This is a genomic window from Gordonia sp. (in: high G+C Gram-positive bacteria) (assembly GCF_052106715.1).
Lineage (GTDB): Bacteria > Actinomycetota > Actinomycetes > Mycobacteriales > Mycobacteriaceae > Gordonia.
Map to the genome: position 1 here is coordinate 23,202 of NZ_JBQEDL010000001.1, position 15,994 is coordinate 39,195.

At 67.1% G+C, this 15,994-nt stretch carries 10 protein-coding genes; 1 reads left to right on the top strand and 9 read right to left on the bottom strand.

All coding sequences use genetic code 11. From position 1 onward, the window contains the following. Window positions 1-38 precede the first annotated feature (38 nt). Window positions 39-509, bottom strand: a complete 471-nt coding sequence (locus tag ACTIMF_RS00085; RefSeq protein ID WP_442348233.1) for a DUF2231 domain-containing protein — start codon at window positions 507-509, stop codon at window positions 39-41. A gap of 51 nt (window positions 510-560) precedes the next feature. Between ACTIMF_RS00085 and ACTIMF_RS00090 the strand changes: the two genes are divergently transcribed. After that, entirely contained in the window at window positions 561-1,337 is a 777-nt protein-coding gene (locus ACTIMF_RS00090) for a TSUP family transporter (RefSeq protein WP_442348234.1), read from the top strand. A gap of 37 nt (window positions 1,338-1,374) precedes the next feature. Here the strand turns inward: ACTIMF_RS00090 and ACTIMF_RS00095 are convergent, their stop codons facing one another. The 8 genes from ACTIMF_RS00095 to fadD32 all read right to left on the bottom strand — a co-directional run bounded on the left by ACTIMF_RS00095 (window position 1,375) and on the right by fadD32 (window position 15,979). After that, complete coding sequence (locus ACTIMF_RS00095) at window positions 1,375-2,289, bottom strand: metallophosphoesterase family protein (RefSeq protein ID WP_442348235.1); 915 nt, start codon at window positions 2,287-2,289, stop codon at window positions 1,375-1,377. After that, entirely contained in the window at window positions 2,290-4,035 is a 1,746-nt protein-coding gene (locus ACTIMF_RS00100; protein WP_442348236.1) for an ABC transporter permease, read from the bottom strand. It abuts the gene before it with no gap. Further along, the gene (locus ACTIMF_RS00105; RefSeq protein ID WP_442348237.1) at window positions 4,032-5,078 is read right to left on the bottom strand and encodes an extracellular solute-binding protein; all 1,047 of its coding nucleotides are present in this window, start codon (window positions 5,076-5,078) and stop codon (window positions 4,032-4,034) included. The genes ACTIMF_RS00100 and ACTIMF_RS00105 overlap by 4 nt, the downstream gene beginning before the upstream one ends. Before the next feature lie 69 nt (window positions 5,079-5,147). Further along, window positions 5,148-6,161 (bottom strand): ABC transporter ATP-binding protein, encoded by a 1,014-nt coding sequence (locus ACTIMF_RS00110; protein ID WP_442348238.1) that lies wholly within the window; start codon window positions 6,159-6,161, stop codon window positions 5,148-5,150. Window positions 6,162-6,165: 4 nt separating this feature from the next. Then, window positions 6,166-7,023 carry a hypothetical protein gene (locus tag ACTIMF_RS00115; protein WP_442348239.1) on the bottom strand — a complete coding sequence of 286 codons (858 nt, stop codon included), beginning with the start codon at window positions 7,021-7,023 and terminating at the stop codon, window positions 6,166-6,168. A gap of 138 nt (window positions 7,024-7,161) precedes the next feature. After that, complete coding sequence (locus ACTIMF_RS00120) at window positions 7,162-8,730, bottom strand: acyl-CoA carboxylase subunit beta (RefSeq protein ID WP_442348240.1); 1,569 nt, start codon at window positions 8,728-8,730, stop codon at window positions 7,162-7,164. After that, window positions 8,727-13,988 (bottom strand): polyketide synthase Pks13, encoded by a 5,262-nt coding sequence (pks13, locus tag ACTIMF_RS00125; RefSeq protein WP_442348241.1) that lies wholly within the window; start codon window positions 13,986-13,988, stop codon window positions 8,727-8,729. The genes ACTIMF_RS00120 and pks13 overlap by 4 nt, the downstream gene beginning before the upstream one ends. A gap of 92 nt (window positions 13,989-14,080) precedes the next feature. Next, window positions 14,081-15,979, bottom strand: coding sequence for a long-chain-fatty-acid--AMP ligase FadD32 (gene fadD32 / locus ACTIMF_RS00130; RefSeq protein ID WP_442348242.1), 1,899 nt, complete (start codon window positions 15,977-15,979; stop codon window positions 14,081-14,083). Window positions 15,980-15,994 lie beyond the last annotated feature (15 nt).

The following is a 15,994-nucleotide window of genomic DNA, read 5'->3' on the forward strand; positions in this document are numbered from 1 at the left end:
GCCTGGGAACGTCCGAGCGCGCTCGGACGAGTGTTCTGCTACGCACCCCAGACGGCGCGGGCGCCGGTGTCTCCCGCCCGAAAGACGAGGTAGACGGCGGCGATCGCGGCGAGGATGCCGAGGATTCGCGCGACGACGTCGAGCGCGGCGACGACCGACTGCGGCAGCTTCAGGCGCTCGGTGACCAGCGGAAGGCCGATCAAGTACAGGAGGGCGGCAGCGCCGAACAGGCAGCCGGCCCCCACGATCACGACGTCGCCCGCCGACGTGTGCTCGTCTACTGCGGGAGACGACAGTCCCAATCGCTCCTGGAAGTTCTCGCCCGCGGTCGTCGCGATCGGTGTGACTATCAGACCGATCAGCGCCAGAATCGTCGGCGTAGGACCCATCCACGCCCGCGCCCGTGGCCAAAGAGCCGCGACGACTACGGCGAGAGCCGCGAGGGGCACCACGACGACCACGAGATGAACGATGAGCGGATGCAACGGCAGTCCGTCGATAGTGTCCATAGCGGATAAGCGTAGGCATGCGGCGTCCGCGACGCTGGGTAATCTGGCGACGTGGATCTACCGAGCCTGCCGTTGCTGTCCCTGCTCGCGGGTGGTGCTCTCGTCGCAGGCTGGATCGACGCCGTCGTCGGAGGCGGCGGGCTCGTCCTCCTCCCCCTGCTGCTCATCGCCTTTCCGGGTGCGGCTCCCGCCACCGCGCTCGGCACCAACAAACTGACCGCGGTGTGGGGCACCGCGACGGCCGCCGTCATGTATCTGCGGCGGGTGTCGGTGGACCGTCGGATCGTGGCGATCAGTGTGCCGATCGCGGGGCTCTCCGCCGTCGGCGGCGCCCTCGCGGCCTCCGCCGTCAGTTCCGACGTGATGCGACCGTTCGTCATCGTCCTGATGCTCGCCGTCGGCGCCTTCGTCGCGTTGCGCCCGCAGTTCGGGACGACGCACGAATCGCGTGAGCCGGTGTCGCCGATCCGCTTCGCCGTCGCGCTCGGCACGCTCGCGGTGATCGGCCTCTACGACGGCGTGTTCGGCCCCGGTACCGGGCTGTTCCTGATCATCACGCTCACCGCACTGCTGCACCAGAGCTTCCTGCAGTCTGCGGCAATGGCGAAGGTCGCGAACACTGCGACCAACATCGGCGCGCTCGCCGTCTTCGCGTCGCAAGGGCACGTCATGTGGCTGCTCGGCGCGATCCTCGCCGTCGCCAACATCGCCGGCTCGGTGCTCGGTTCCCGCCTCGTCCTCGGCAGCGGCACCAAGATCGTCCGATACGCACTGCTCGTCGTCGTGGTGGTGATGGCCGTGAAGCTGACCTACGACCAGGTCTCCTAGCCCTAGGCTCGCCCGGCCGGTGGCCGGAGCCACGCTGTCATCTGCCCGATGCGACCGCGAAGCCGTCGTGCTGCGACGCGAGTTCGCGGGCCGCCTCCAACAGCGACGGCGGGCCGTCGAGAGTCCAGACCACGACCGGGTCGTGAGCGGCCCGCGAGTACGCCCCGAAGGCGGCCACGACGTCGTCTGTGGTCGTAGCGACGAGCGGCTCACGAACCACCGGCGACGTGTCGACCGGGGTGAGCCGCGGTGCCCCTTCGATGAGCAATTCGACGCGGAGGTGTCCACGCGGACCGAGCTCCGGACGGCGAGAGGGATGCACACTGCCCGCGTAGGCCACGCGCGCGGAGTCGGCGATCCGCTGATGCACGTGCCCCAACGCCCAGTAGTCGTAGCCGATCCGTTCGAGATTCGCCACCGTCGTCGGTGCCAGCGCACGCTTGCTCCGGCCGCCAGCCAGACTCGTGTGAAGCAGCCCGACGTTCCAGAACCCCTTCTCCCGCGCGGGATAGGACCCGGTCAGATCGGCGGGCTCGGCCGCATCTGTGATCGACCGGCCGTGCACGGCAACGCCTGCGGCGGGCCACCGCACCGTTCGGGCCCCGTCGCCGGGGGCCATCCATGCTCCGGGCGGCAGCCGCAGGTTTCTGGGCAGCGCGGACTCGACGTCATGGTTTCCGAGGATCATCGCGACCGGCAGACCGGCGTCGTCGAAGGCCGCTAACGCGTTGTTCGCGGCGTCGAGCGCGCGTGAGTCGGGCACACCCCGATCGAACAGATCCCCGGCCAGCAGCACACCGTCGTAGCCCCCGTTCAGCACGCTCGCCACCATGTCGTCGAATGCCGCATAGGCGAGTTCGACGGGATCGATGTCCGGAGCTCCCGGATAGCAGGGCATGCCGCGCAGTCGAGCGCCGAGATGCACGTCGGCGACATGCGCGAGGACCACCACCTACGCGCCCCTACTCTCGTGCATCCGGGCCGCTTGCATCCGGCGACGCCACCATTCCAGGACCACGAGGACGACGGTGGAGGTGAGTACGCCGACCACGGTCATCGCCATCGCCTCCGGTCGGTTGCCCTGATCGAACTCGGAGAGGATCCACGGCGATACGAGTTCCAGCGACGCCGGGCGCAGCAGCGATGACGCCACCACTTCGCGTAGCCCGAACAGGAAGCCGAGGAGCCATCCGGCGACGATCCCCGGAGCCATCAGCGGCACCATGACGTACCACGTCGTCTGCCATGGCGTCGCTCCCGCGGCAGCGCTCGCCTCGAGCAACCCGTCGCCGAACGATGTGCGGGACGCCTTGATCGACTGCAGGACCAGCGGGAGCATGATCACGGTGTAGGCCAGGAGGATCATCCACACCGAGTTGTACGGTGTCACCGGCAGCCAGGGAGCGTTCCACAGGAAGATGAAGCCGATGACCAGCACTATCGTGGGCACTGTATCGGGCGCGACGCCCAGGAGGTCGACCAGCCTGCGCAGCCCGGGCAGTGCGGGTGTCTTCGGCCGGGCGACTGTCATGACGCTGACGTAGGCGAGGACGAAGAGTGTGGCGAGGGTAGCCGCGACCGCGGCCAGGACGGCGCTGTTCTCCAAGGCCTCGAGTCCCTGTCCGGGCTGCAGGACGCGCGTGAAGTAGTCGAAGGTGAGGTTGCTCAGGTTCAGCGGTCCCGAACGCAGGACCGTCATGGCGCCGATGATCACGGCGACGAACGGCACCACGACCGACACCAGGAGGACCGCGGTGATCAACGGATAGCCGACCAGTCGCCAGCGGCTGTCTCGGACCAGCACGCGGCGGCCGGTACGCGCACCGAGCGGCACCTCCTTGCGCGCGACCCACTGCTGTAAACCCCATACGGTGATCCCCATGCCGAGCAGCACCGTCGCGAATGCGGAGGCGCGCGGGAAGTCGAGGGGGTCGATCGTGACGTTGCGATAGATCTCGGACACGAGCACTGGAAAGCCGATGCGATTGCCGAGGGTGATCGGTGTGCCGAATTCGGCGCAGGCGCGCAGGAAAACCACGAGCGCACCGAGCGCAAACGTCGGCGTCATCAGTGGTGAGGCGATCCATCGCAGCCGTTGTCCCCACGAGGCTCCCGACACTTCGGCGGCCTCGTCGCTTGAGGCGGGCATCGCGTCGAATCGATTGCGCAGCAACAGGTACAGGAAGGTGAAGAGCTCACAGGCCATGATGGCGGCCATGCCGACCGGAGTGTCCAGGATGGCGCGAATGCCGTCGCCGATCCAGTTCCCGAGCCACCGGTCGGCGAGGCCGTCGACGCGCGTGAAGTCCATCCAGGCGAGCGCGGCGACGTACGGCGGAGTCATGAACGGGACCATCACCGCGATGTCGATCCACCGCTTGTTGCGCATCGGCGTCCACGACATGAGATAGGCGAGCGGTGCGGCCATCACGGTCGCGATCACGACGACGAGTACACCCAGGAGCACGGTGTTGCCGATGACGCGGAGGTTGTCGGCGTCGGCGAGCGCGTCCAGCGCGGACGGACTGCCGTCGTAGCCGATGACGGCGCGGATGAGCACCGCGACGAGCGGTGCGGCGACGGCGACGGCGAGGACCACCGCGAGAGCGAGCACGCCCCGAGCCCCGACAAGGCGGCGCGGGCGCTGCGGCGTCGGCGTTGGTGTCGGGGTCGGGGCGTGCCCTGGCAGAGAGGTCACTTCTTCAGGTACCGCGCGGTGAACTCGTCGAGGATGCCCGAGCCGGTCTTCTGGACCTCGTCCCAGGTGAAGTCGAGTCGCTTGATCTCGTCGAACGGCTTATTGCCCGATGCCACCGGGACGTCGCTGCGCGCCGGGATCATCTTGCTGGCCGCCGAGATCTGCTGCCCCTGCTTCGAGAGCATGAAATCGACGAGCGCCGTGGCGGCCTTCGGGTTCTTGGTGCTCTTGAGAACCATGATCGGGCGCGGAGTGATGGTGGTTCCGGACGAGGGTGCGACCACCTTCAGCGGTTCCCCCTTGTCGATGGCCGTGTACGCGGAGTAGTCGACACCGCCGAGGACCACAGCGTGCGAGCCCGCGGTCACATCGTCGAGCGCGGGGCCGTTGGCGCCCTGCACGGCGAGCCCGTTGGCGAAGAGCTTGTCGAACAGCTCCCACGTCTTGTCCTTGCCGTTCGCGGCGACCATCGCCGCGATCAGGTCGCGCGCGGTACCCGACTCACGCGGATCCGGCATGAGGACCTTGCCTTTGAAGTCGGGCGCCGCCAGGTCGGCCCAGTCCTTCGGCGTCGACGGCGCGACCTTGGTGTTCACGACCAGCGCGAGCGCCGATCCGTCCCGACCAACGAACTGATCGTTCGGGCCGGTCCAACCGTCACGCAGCTTGTCTGCGTCCGCGGGTTCGAGCGCCATGGTCCGGCCGGCGGCAGCGTACTTGGCTGCGGGAGCCCACGATGCGAGGTAGACGACGTCGGCGCGCGGGTTGGCCCACTCGGCGTCGAGCTTGGCGGTCAGCTTGCCGGTCTCGCCGCCGAAGACATTGACTTTGACACCGGTCGCATCGGTGAACGCCGAGGTCAGATTGTCGTTGAGCTTCTGCGGGTTGGCCGAGTACAGGGTCAGCTCGCCGGTGAGCCCGTCAGGAGCCTTCCAGCTGGCTGAGACCTCGGACGCGGTCCCGTCGTCGGTGACGCTGCCGCACGCCGACAACGCGAGGGCCAGGGCGCCGCCCGCTGAGACGAGCACGTAACGGAGCTTCATAGTGGTGTCCTTATTCTCGAGAGCAGCGCTGATCGCACCGCAGGTGATTGGGCCGGGCGCAGGCGCCCGTCAGGGAGAGACGAGGTCGACGGCGGCGGCGTCGAGGATCCGAGCACGCAGGTCGACGGTCAACGGCACCGTCTCGCCGTGCGAGTAGCCGTTGTGGGTGCGGACCAGCCACGGCCGCGCAGAACCGGCGACACGGCACGTCGTCTCGAAGACTCCGCCGACGTACACCGAGTGGTCGACAACGGCGGTGACGTCGGCGTCGACCGCATACTCGGCCACACGCACCGCCTCGGGGCGGACAGCACCGCCGTCGGGCAGATCGTTGACGGCGCCGAGGAATTCGGCCACGAAGCGATCCACCGGCCTCCGGTACAGGGTCTCGGGTGCGTCGATCTGCGCGATGCGCCCGGCGTTCATGACGATCACCCTGTCGGACATCGACATGGCCTCGGTCTGGTCGTGGGTCACGAACACGGAGGTGACCCGCAGCTGCGTCGTCAACTCGCGCAACTGCACACGGAGCTTGCCGCGGAGTGCGACATCGAGTGCGGAGAACGGTTCATCGAGGAGGAGGAGCGCGGGGTGTGCGACGAGGGCCCGCGCGATCGCGACGCGCTGCTGCTGCCCGCCGGACAGCTGGTGCGGCGCCTTCTCCGAATACAGCCCCAGGTCGACACGGTCGAGCATCGCGGTGACACGCTGCACCGTCTGCGTCTTACCGACCCCTGCCACTCTCAGCGGGAATGCGACGTTGCCCGCGACGTCCAGGTGCGGCCACAGCGCGAGGTCCTGGAAGACCATGCCGAGCGCACGCTTGCGGACGGCCACGTCGATCTTGTGCGCGTGGTCGTACACGACGTGGTCGCCGAATGCGATGCGGCCGGCATCGGGTTCTTCGAGCCCGGCCAGGCAGCGCAGGAGAGTCGACTTGCCGCAGCCCGACGGGCCGAGCACTGACACGAACTCACCGGGAGACAGCGTCAGATCGACCGGGTTGAGTCCCGTACCGTCCCCGAACACGCGGGTCAGGCCGACGACGTCGACCCCGGTTCCAGAGGTGGTCGTGATCTCCATCGGGTCAGTACCGATCCAGAATCAGGCTGGTCTTGAGGACACCCGACTTGAGCAGCCAGCCCTTGGCGTCGAGCTCGGTGATGGCTGCGGCGCGCAGGGCCGTCGCCTCGGCGAGGGCGTCTGCTTTGAACGAGAACTCGACGATCCGCTCGGTACCCGATCCGGATGCGGCCCGGACCGGGAGAACTTCCACGTCGACTTTGGTGCCGTGCCAGGTGCCCTTCCAGTTCCGGCTGGTCACCGGACCGTGGGCGCGTGATCCCTTCAGCGTGTCCTTGCCCCAGTTCTTACTCCGGGTGTCCTCGAGTTTGCCGGGGATCTTGTCAACCACGAGGTCGACGGCGTCCGACGCCGATGGCAGCGAGGTACCCGACAGTCCCGCGGACGAGCTGTCCTTCTTATTGGCGAAGCTCAGGGTCTGCTTGTCGTAGGTCCAGTCGACCTGTGCGTCGTAGTTGTCGTCAGATTTGTCGAATCCGGCCTTGTTCGCCGTGGTCAGCGCGCCGTCGATGTTTCCGCCGATCACCGCGAAACGCCGCTTGTAGTTGAGGTCGAGGTCTTCGCTCTGCTCGTGTCGGAGCCGGACGCTCCACCCCTCGCCGTTGAGGGCGAGGGAGCCGGTGTCGAAGTACTCGTATGTGGAGCCGGTACTCGACGAGCCAAGCCCGAGCGTCGAGCGGACGGCCGAGCTGGGACCGTTCGACGCGTCGAGCGCGGCCGAGGTGAGGTTGAGCTTCACCTCGTAGTTCGGCACCGCATTACTCGCGGCGGCCGCCCGGGGTGCGCCGACGCTCGACCCGGCCACGAGCCCGGCCAGCGCCACCACGATTGCGATCAGAGTTCTCATCCGTGCGGAAGTCACTCGAACTACGTTCGGCGGCATGGGTTTCGAGATCGCGACCAGAATGTGTCTGTCATCTGAACATCAATGGTGGATCGTCACCCGGTCCGGGTAACGATCCACACGATCGACTGTTCTAGTTCTGGTCGGACCCGGGCGCTAGATGGGCATCAGATAGTGCTTGCGCGCGGTGCGAATGACGGTCTTGTCACGGAGCTGAGCCAGCGCCTTGCGTAGCTGCAGACGAGTCTGCGAAGGCTCGATGACGGCGTCGATGTAGCCCTTCTCCGCAGCCAGGTACGGATTCGCCATCATCACGTTGTAGAAGTCGACGAAGTCACGACGCACCTTGTCGGCGTCCGCGACCGACAGTCCTTCAGTCTGATGGCGGGTCAGCATGACGGCCGCCGACTCGGCGCCCATCACCGCGATCTTGGCGGTCGGCCACGCGAAGTTGATGTCGGCGCCCAACTGCTTACAGCCCATCACCGCGTATGCACCGCCATACGCCTTGCGCAGCACGACGGTCACCTTCGGCACGTCGGCTTCGACGTAGGCGTACAGGAACTTGCCCGAGCGACGGATCGTGCCCTTCTGCTCCTCGACGACGCCAGGCAGGATTCCCGGGGTGTCCACCAGGAACACCAACGGGATGTTGTAGGCGTTGCAGATGCGCACGAACCGCGTGGCCTTCTCCGAGGCGTCGGTGTCGAGCGTTCCCGCCATGACGTTCGGCTGGTTGGCGACGACGCCGACACTGCGCCCGTCGACGCGCGCGAAACCGGTGAGAATGTTGGGGGCGAAGATCTCCCCGACCTCATGGAACGCACCGTCGTCGAACAGTCGCAGGATGATGTCATGCATGTCGTAGCCCGCGTTGTCGCTGTCCGGCATGAACTCGTTCAAGCTCAGATCCGACTCGGTGACCTCCGGCTCCAGGCCCGGGTTGATGACCGGCGGCTCTTCGTACGCGCTGGACGGCATGTACTGCAGGTATTCGCGGACCCAGTCGAACGCGGCCTTCTCGTCCTCCGCGACATGGTGGATGTTGCCCCACCGCGCCTGATTGTGGGCGCTGCCCAGATCCTCGGCCGAGATCTCCTCACCGTTGACCGCCTTCAAGATGTCCGGCCCGGTGACGAACATGTAGCTCTTGTCCTCAACTGCGACGAGGACGTCGGTGTTCGCGGGCGTGTAGACGGCTCCGCCGGCACACTTACCGAGGATCACCGACACCTGCGGGGCCAGACCCGACAGCAGGTCGTTGCGTCGACCCATCTCCGCGTACCAGGCCAGCGACGTGACCGCGTCCTGGATGCGAGCGCCCGCCGAGTCGTTGATGCCGACCATCGGGCAGCCGAGCTTGCCTGCCCACTCCATCAACGCCGACACCTTGCGTCCGAACATCTCACCGACGCTGCCGCCCATCACCGTCTGGTCATGGCTGAACGCGGCGACCGGCCGGCCGTGGACCAGACCGTGTCCGGTGACCACGCCGTCACCGAACCCGCTGTCGTCCGCACCGGCGGCCTTGACGAGCGCACCGACCTCGACGAACGTGCCCTCGTCGAACAGAAGCTCGAGGCGTTTGCGCGGCGAGAGAATGCCTTTCTTAGCGCGTTTGGCGACAGCCTTCTCGCCGCCCGGCTCGTCAGCGATCGCCAGTTTCTCTCGAAGCTCAGCGAGCTTCCCGGCAGTCGTGGTGCCTGCGGTCACGTCGTCGGTCACGGCGCCTCCAGTTCTTCCATACGCTTGCACAGGTCGGTCGCAACCTTCGCGATGTGCGGCTCGTCGACGATGCCCAGGTGATCGCCGCCGATGTGCAGGATCTCCAAGTCGTCGACAACCTCGCCCCATCGGCCGTCCTCGTCGATCTCCGCCCACTGCGGCTCCAACTCGATCGCGCCGTCGTGCATCTTGTCCGCGCGGTACAGGACCACCTTGCCGTCGTAATGTGTCGGCTTGATGTTGCTCAGCACCCGGTTATCGATGAACGAGGTTCGCTGGTGCTCGATGATGCCGCCGGGGATCTTCGCGTCTGACATCGCCATCATCTCCATAATGATCGCGAATTGCTCGTCGTCGTCGGCGTCGACGAGCCGATCCATCGGCACCGGGATGTTCTCGTCCAGCCCGTATGTCTTGACCGCGAAGTTCTTCCAGCGCTCAAGCCGGGCACGTTTGTTCTCCGGGGTGTCCGGCACGTCCTTGCTCGGGCGCACGACGTCGATGAGGCCGACGAACGCGATCTCCTCGCCGGCCGCCGACAACGTCTGCGCGGCACCGTAGGCGAGGGCGCCACCGAGCGACCAGCCGACCAGCACGTACGGACCGTGCGGCGCGATCTCGCGCAGCTTCGGCAGGTACTGCTCGACGCGCTCCTCGATCGACCCCTCGACACGGTCGAAACCGATCACCGGCAGGTCGTCGGGAAGCCGCTTGACCAACGCCTCGTAGGCAGTCGTGTTGCCGCCCGCCGGATGGAACAGCAGCATCGGAGCACGGTCGCCTGCCGTGGTGTCGAAGACGTGCTGCGGTTTCCCGTCCTTGGTCGGGACCTGCAGGTAGCGGACGAAACCGTCGACGTCGCCTGCGTCGTCCATCTGCTGGCGCACGTAGTCCGACAACTCTTCGATGGTCTCCGAGTCGAGAACGTCCTCGACGTCGACCTCGCCGCCGGTCCGCTCGTTGAGGCGATCGGTCAGCTTCTGCGCCGTGTCCTCGTCGAGCACGGGGAGCTTGTTGAAGATGCCGCCCGCGGACTTCCCGGTCACGACCGCGTACGCGCCGAACGTGAGACGTTCCGCAGCGTCGCGCGGGGGCACGTCCGATCCGGCGGCCTCGGCGACCGCCGCCTGCGACGAGAGGTCCGTCGGCTCGGTGGGGGCCTTCTCCACGGTGCCCGATTCCGGCGCATCGTCCGGTGATCTCGTCATGCTCTCCGTCGCAGGCTCCTCACCGCTTACGCGGTCAGCAGGAGGCGCAGTCTGCGCCTTCGGCTCCGACTCCTTCTGGATCTGCTCGTCGATGTAGTCGTTGAGGGCTGCGGTGTCGAGCTCGCCGCCGGTCGTCATCTGCTCGTTGAGCACGTCGAGCTGATCGCGGTGGGTCACCGCGAACTGCACGAACTTCTCGACGTCGCCGAGGTTCGCCTGGCGCATCGCCTGCAACTGGAGTTGCGGAATGTCGAACTCGTACTCGACGCGGTTCTTGATACGGACCGCCATGAGCGAGTCCAGGCCCAACTCGATGAGTGGGATCTCCCGTGGCAGATCCTCCGGGTCGTACCCCATCGACTCGCCGACGATGATCGCCAGGCGGTCGCCGACACTCTGTCCCGACTCCGGGCTCCACTTGCCGCCGATGTCCTCGACGATCTCGTCCTCGACGATCACGGTGCCGGCCGCCGACTCGTCGAGACTCGTCTGTGCTTGACCTGCTATGTCCGCCGCCGCGGGAGCGTCGCTGGTCGACGCCGCCCGCGATCGGGTGACCGCAGCCTCGTACAACAGCGCATGAGCACCGGCCGCATCAGCGTAGACGGCGATCGCGCCGCCGCCGGGATGCTTGGTGAACGTCGTGGTGACCGTGCCCTGCGACGGGACCGCGCGGACCGACTCGGTCGCGGCGATCTCGGCATCCGGTCCAAGGATCTGCTTGGCCGCGGACAGCACCAATTCCCGCAGATCGGTGACGGCCGCGGCGTTGACCTCCCACACGTGACGACCGTCGGGAAGACCGACATGCGCACCGGGGACGACCCCGCTACCCGAACCACTCGCGACGGTCGCCGACAACCAGTAGGGCTTGCGGTCGAAGCGCGTACGCGGGATGTCGGCGAACGCCGCGTCCTGACCGGAGCCGAACAACGACGCGACGTCCACCGGATGTCCGTGGACGTACAGCTTCATCAGCGCATTGACCAGGCCGTAGCTCTCGTCCTCCTTGCGGCGGAGCGTCTCGACGAGCTCCGCGTCGTGCACGCCCGCGCCGAAGGTGGTCGCGGCGACCGAAATGAGCACGGCCGGGTTCGGCGACAGCTCGACGAAGGTGCGATGGCCCGCCTCCACCGACTTCGCGATAGCCTGCGCGAACCAGACGCTGTGGCGCAGTCCCTTCAAGAAGTAGTCGATCGTGTGGATCGGCTCGTGGCCCGACCGGTAGAACGCTTCTCGGTCGACCGAGCTGTAGAGGCCGACGTTCAACCGCTGCGGCTCGATGCCGGTGATCTCGTACGAGAGCTCTCCGAGTAGCGGATCCATCTGCGACGTGTGGCTCGCGCCCTTGGTCTGCAGCTTGCGACCGAGCTTGCCCTCGGCCTCTGCACGCTCGACAATCGCGTCAACCTGCGGCTCGGGGCCGCCGATCACCGTGTGCGTCGGCGCCGCGTAAACACAGATCTCCAGATCCGGGAAGTCGACGAGGACGTCGTTGATGTCGTCGGCGCTGTACTCGACGAGCGCCATCAGCCGGATGTCGTCGCCGACGAGCATCGATTCGCCCTCGCCCATCAGCCGCGAGCGTTGGCAGATCACGCGAGTCGCGTCCTCGAGCGAGAGTCCGCCGGAGATGTAGGCGGCCGACGCCTCACCCATCGAGTGCGGGACGAGGACGCCCGGCGTAGCACCGTGGTGCGCCATCGTGTCGGCCAGCGCCACCTGGATCAGGTAGATGCCGATCTGCGAGGTCTCGATCGCGTACGTCTGCTCGTCGTCGAGGAAGATCTCGATCATCGAGTAGCCGAGCTCGCGCTCGATGATCGCGTCGACGCGGTCTGCGTACTTCGCGAACACCGGGTTCTCGGTGTACAGCTGCTTGGCCATCTTGCGGTGCTGCGAACCGAAGCCGGACAGCAGCCAGACGGCCGACGCGGCGTCGGGGGCATCGCAGGTGTAGACGAACGGCAGGGCCTTACCCTCGGCGACGGCGCGCACGCCCTTCACCGCGTCCTCGTGGGTGCGTGCCATGACGACCGAACGCGTACGACCGTGGTTCCGGTGCGCCAGCGTGCGGCCGATGTCGACGAGCGGGGTCGCTGCGCCCTCGTCGGACTCGAGCCACGCCAACAGGTCGGCGGCACTCTTACGCCTGCGCGAGGCCAGGAAGCCGGAGATCACGAGCGGAACCACCGCCCCTTCGACGGCCGCGGGCGCGAAACCGTCGGCCGGGTCGGCCTCGGCGACTGCGACCGGCTCGGGTGCGCGCTTAGCCTGCGCGGCCAGCACTGCCCGCTCGGCCTCGGTCAAGAAGTCGTCGTCGTCATCGTCGTCGACGTCCGGGGCGGGCGCGGACGCGACCTCGGCGGGGACGTCGACGGTCGAGGCGAGATCGGCCGGAAGCACCTCGCGGATTACCAGGTGCGCGTTGGTGCCGCCGAACCCGAAACCCGAGACACCCGCGATCGCGTGACCCGAGTACCGCGGCCACGGGGAGTTCTCGGTGACGACCTTGAGATTGGTGGCGTCGAACTGGATGTACGGGTTGGGACCGACGTAGTTGAGGGATGCGGGCAACTCGTCGTTCTGCAAGGAGAGGACGACCTTCGCAAGCGCGCCCGCACCCGCGGCGGCCTCCATGTGGCCGAAGTTGGTCTTCGCCGAACCGAGCAGCATCGGGTAACCGGGCAGCCGCCCACGTCCGGCGACTCGCCCGAGAGCATCGGCCTCGATGGGATCGCCGAGGACGGTGCCGGTGCCGTGCGCCTCGACGTAGTCGACCGTGCGCGGGTCGATCGCCGCATCCTTGTACGCCGACCGCAAGACCTGGACCTGGGCTTCCGGGTTGGGCGCGAAGATGCCGTTCGACCGGCCATCCGAGTTCACCGCGCTACCCGCGACGACGGCGAGCACCCGGTCGCCGTCTACACGCGCATCGGCGAGTCGCTTGAGGACGAACACGCCGCCGCCCTCCGAGCGGATCATGCCATCGGCGTCCGAGGAGAACGCCTTGATGCGACCGTTCGGCGCCATCGCACCGATCTGGTCGAAGCCGAGTGTCGCGGCCGGCGTGATCAACATATTGACGCCGCCGGCGATCACGACGTCGGAGTCGCCGCTGCGCAGGCTGCGAACCCCTTCGTGGACGGCGACCAGCGACGACGAGCACGCCGTATCGATCGCCAGCGACGGGCCGTGGAAGTCGAAGAAGTAGGACACGCGGTTCGCGATGATCGATGTCGCGGTACCGGTCAGCGCGTACGCCGCCGTCTCACTGGCACCCTCGTTGAGGCCGAGGGTCGCGAGAAGCTGGTAGTCGTTGGTCGAGGTGCCCATGAAGACACCGACCTGTCCGCCGCGCAGATCGCTCGCGGGGATGTGGGCGTGCTCGAGCGCCTCCCACGTCAGTTCCAACGCGAGTCGCTGCTGCGGGTCGACGTTCTCCACTTCGCGCGGAGACATCTGGAAGAAGTCGGCGTCGAAGCCGGCCACATCGTCGAGGTAGCCGCCCTGAACGTTGCCGTTCTCGATGGCTTCGGCCAGGCGCGGGTCGGCTTTGAACTCGGCCCACCGGTCCTCGGGCAGATCGGAGATGCCGTCGACGTTGCCGATCAGGGCCCGCCACGTCGACTCCGGCGTGTCCCCGGCCTTCGGGAAGCGGGTCGCGAGGCCGACGATCGCGATGTCGTCGGCGTCATCGCGATCGCGCTCCCAGAATCGGTCCGCGTCCGCATCGACGTCGGCGTCGGGATCGCCTTCGATGATGCGGGTGGCCAGCGAGGCGATGGTCGGATGGTTGTAGACGGCCGTCGCGTTGAGGATGACGCCGGTCTTGTCCTCGACGTCAGCGGCGAGCGCGACGGCATCCCGTGAGGACAGTCCCAGCTCCTCCATCGGACGTTCGACGGGGATCGTGTCGACGGCCTGTCCGACGGCGTTGGCGACCCATTGACGCAGCCAGTCCCTCAGCTCGTCGACGGTCAGGCCGCCGGCGGTCTCGCCTGCGTTCTCGGGGGCACCGGACGCACCGGTGGGAGTGTTCTCAGACATCGTTGTTCACCCTACTGCTCGGCCCCCGACCCGTGGTAACAGACAAGCCCGGTGCATCGTCGCGTTCGCGACACACCGGGCCCCGTCCTGCTCTAGTCGCTCGTATCCGGGAACGCCGTCTGCCGGTAGCCGCCGCGCAGCGTTCCGTCGATGTAGGCGGCCTTCGTGGCACGGCGAGCGATCTTGCCGCTCGAGGTGCGTGGAATGGATCCGTTGGGCACCAACAGCACGTCGCGGGCCATGACCCCGTGCCGGCCCGCAATCGTCGCGCGAACCGCGTCGGCCACCTCCTGCGGGTCGGCTTTACGTCCGGGGCGTTCGGCGACGATGACGAGCTGCTCGGACGCATCGTCGGGGTCGCGGGTCAATCCGCTGAAGTCCCCTTCGAAGACCTCGTCGGGAAGCTGGTTGGCCGGGACGGCGAACGCTGCGACGAAGCCCGGGCGGATCGCGATGCTTGCGTCTTCGGCGCTGCCCTCGAGATCCTGCGGGTAGTGATTGCGGCCGTCCACAATCACCAGGTCCTTGACACGGCCGGTGATGTAGAGCTCGCCGTCGTAGTAGACGCCGTAGTCGCCGGTGCGCATCCAGGTGCTGCCCTCGGCAGTGCCCTCGGCGTGACTGCCTTCGGGCAGCGGGTTGCTCAACACGTTCTGGAACGTCTCGCGGGACTCCTCGTCCTTGTTCCAGTAGCCGACGCCCATGTTGATGCCGTGCAGCCAGATCTCCCCGACGCGACCGTCGGGCAGCTCGGTCGCGGTGTCATGGTCGACGATGACGGCCCACTCGCTCAGCGCGACTTGACCGCAGGACACCTGTGCGACGACGTTCTCGGCGTTCTCGTCGACCTCGACGAACTCGCCCGCGTTTAGTCTGTCGCGGTCGACGTAGCTGATCTTCGCCTTGTTGTCCCGCTGCGTCGCCGACACGAACAGGGTCGCCTCGGCCATGCCGTAGCACGGCTTGATCGCTTTCTCCGACAGTCCGTACGGCGCGAACGCCTCGTTGAACTTGCGCATCGAACTGACGGTGACCGGCTCGGACCCGTTGATCAGGCCGATGACGTTCGACAGGTCGAGCTCCTCGCCGTCCTTCGGCAGTCCACGCGCCGCGGCGTGCTCGTATGCGAAGTTCGGTGCAGCGGCGAAGGTCGGCGAATTGTCGGCGTCGGCCGCCAGCTCTTTGATCCATCGTCCGGGACGACGGACGAACGCCATCGGGCTCATGATCGTGATGTATCGGCCACCGAGCGCGGGCAGGATCACCGTGAGTAGCCCCATGTCGTGGAACATCGGCAGCCAGGTGACACCGCGCGCGTTGCGGTCGATCTCGATGCAGTCGTAGATCTGCAGAACGTTGGCCGCCACCGCCTGGTAGGTGATCTCGACGCCCGCGGGCACCCGCGTCGACCCCGACGTGTACTGCAGGTACGCCACCGACTCCAAGTTGTTGCGGCTGGCCTCCGGCGGGGTCCACGCCGATCCGACCGAATCGGGGACCGCGTCGACGGCGATGACGCGCGGACGTTCCTTGGCCGGGCGATCGGAGAAGAAGTCGCGGACTGCTTCCGCCGACTTCGTCGACGTGAGAATCGCGGCGGGCGTGCAGTCGGCGAGGACACCGACGAGACGGTCGGTGTGTCCGGGCTCGTCCGGGCTGAACAGCGGAACTGCCACGGTGCTGGCATACAGCGAAGCGAAGAACCCGATCACGTACTCCAGGGACTGCGGCGCGAGGATCGCGACACGATCGCCCGGCTTGGTCACCTGCTGGAGACGGGCGGCGACGGCTCGCAGCCGCTTGCCGAACTGCGCCCACGTGAGGTCGATCGCTTCACCATCTCGTTCGCGACTGAAGTCGAGGTACCGGTAGGCGAGCGTGTCACCGTTCTCGCGGACGTTGCGCTCGACATAGTCGACGAGGGTCGCATCGTCTTCGAAACGGAGATTGCCGGTGGCGTCGAGGAACTGCTCAAGCTCGGTGTTCAGCATCCATTACTCCTGTCC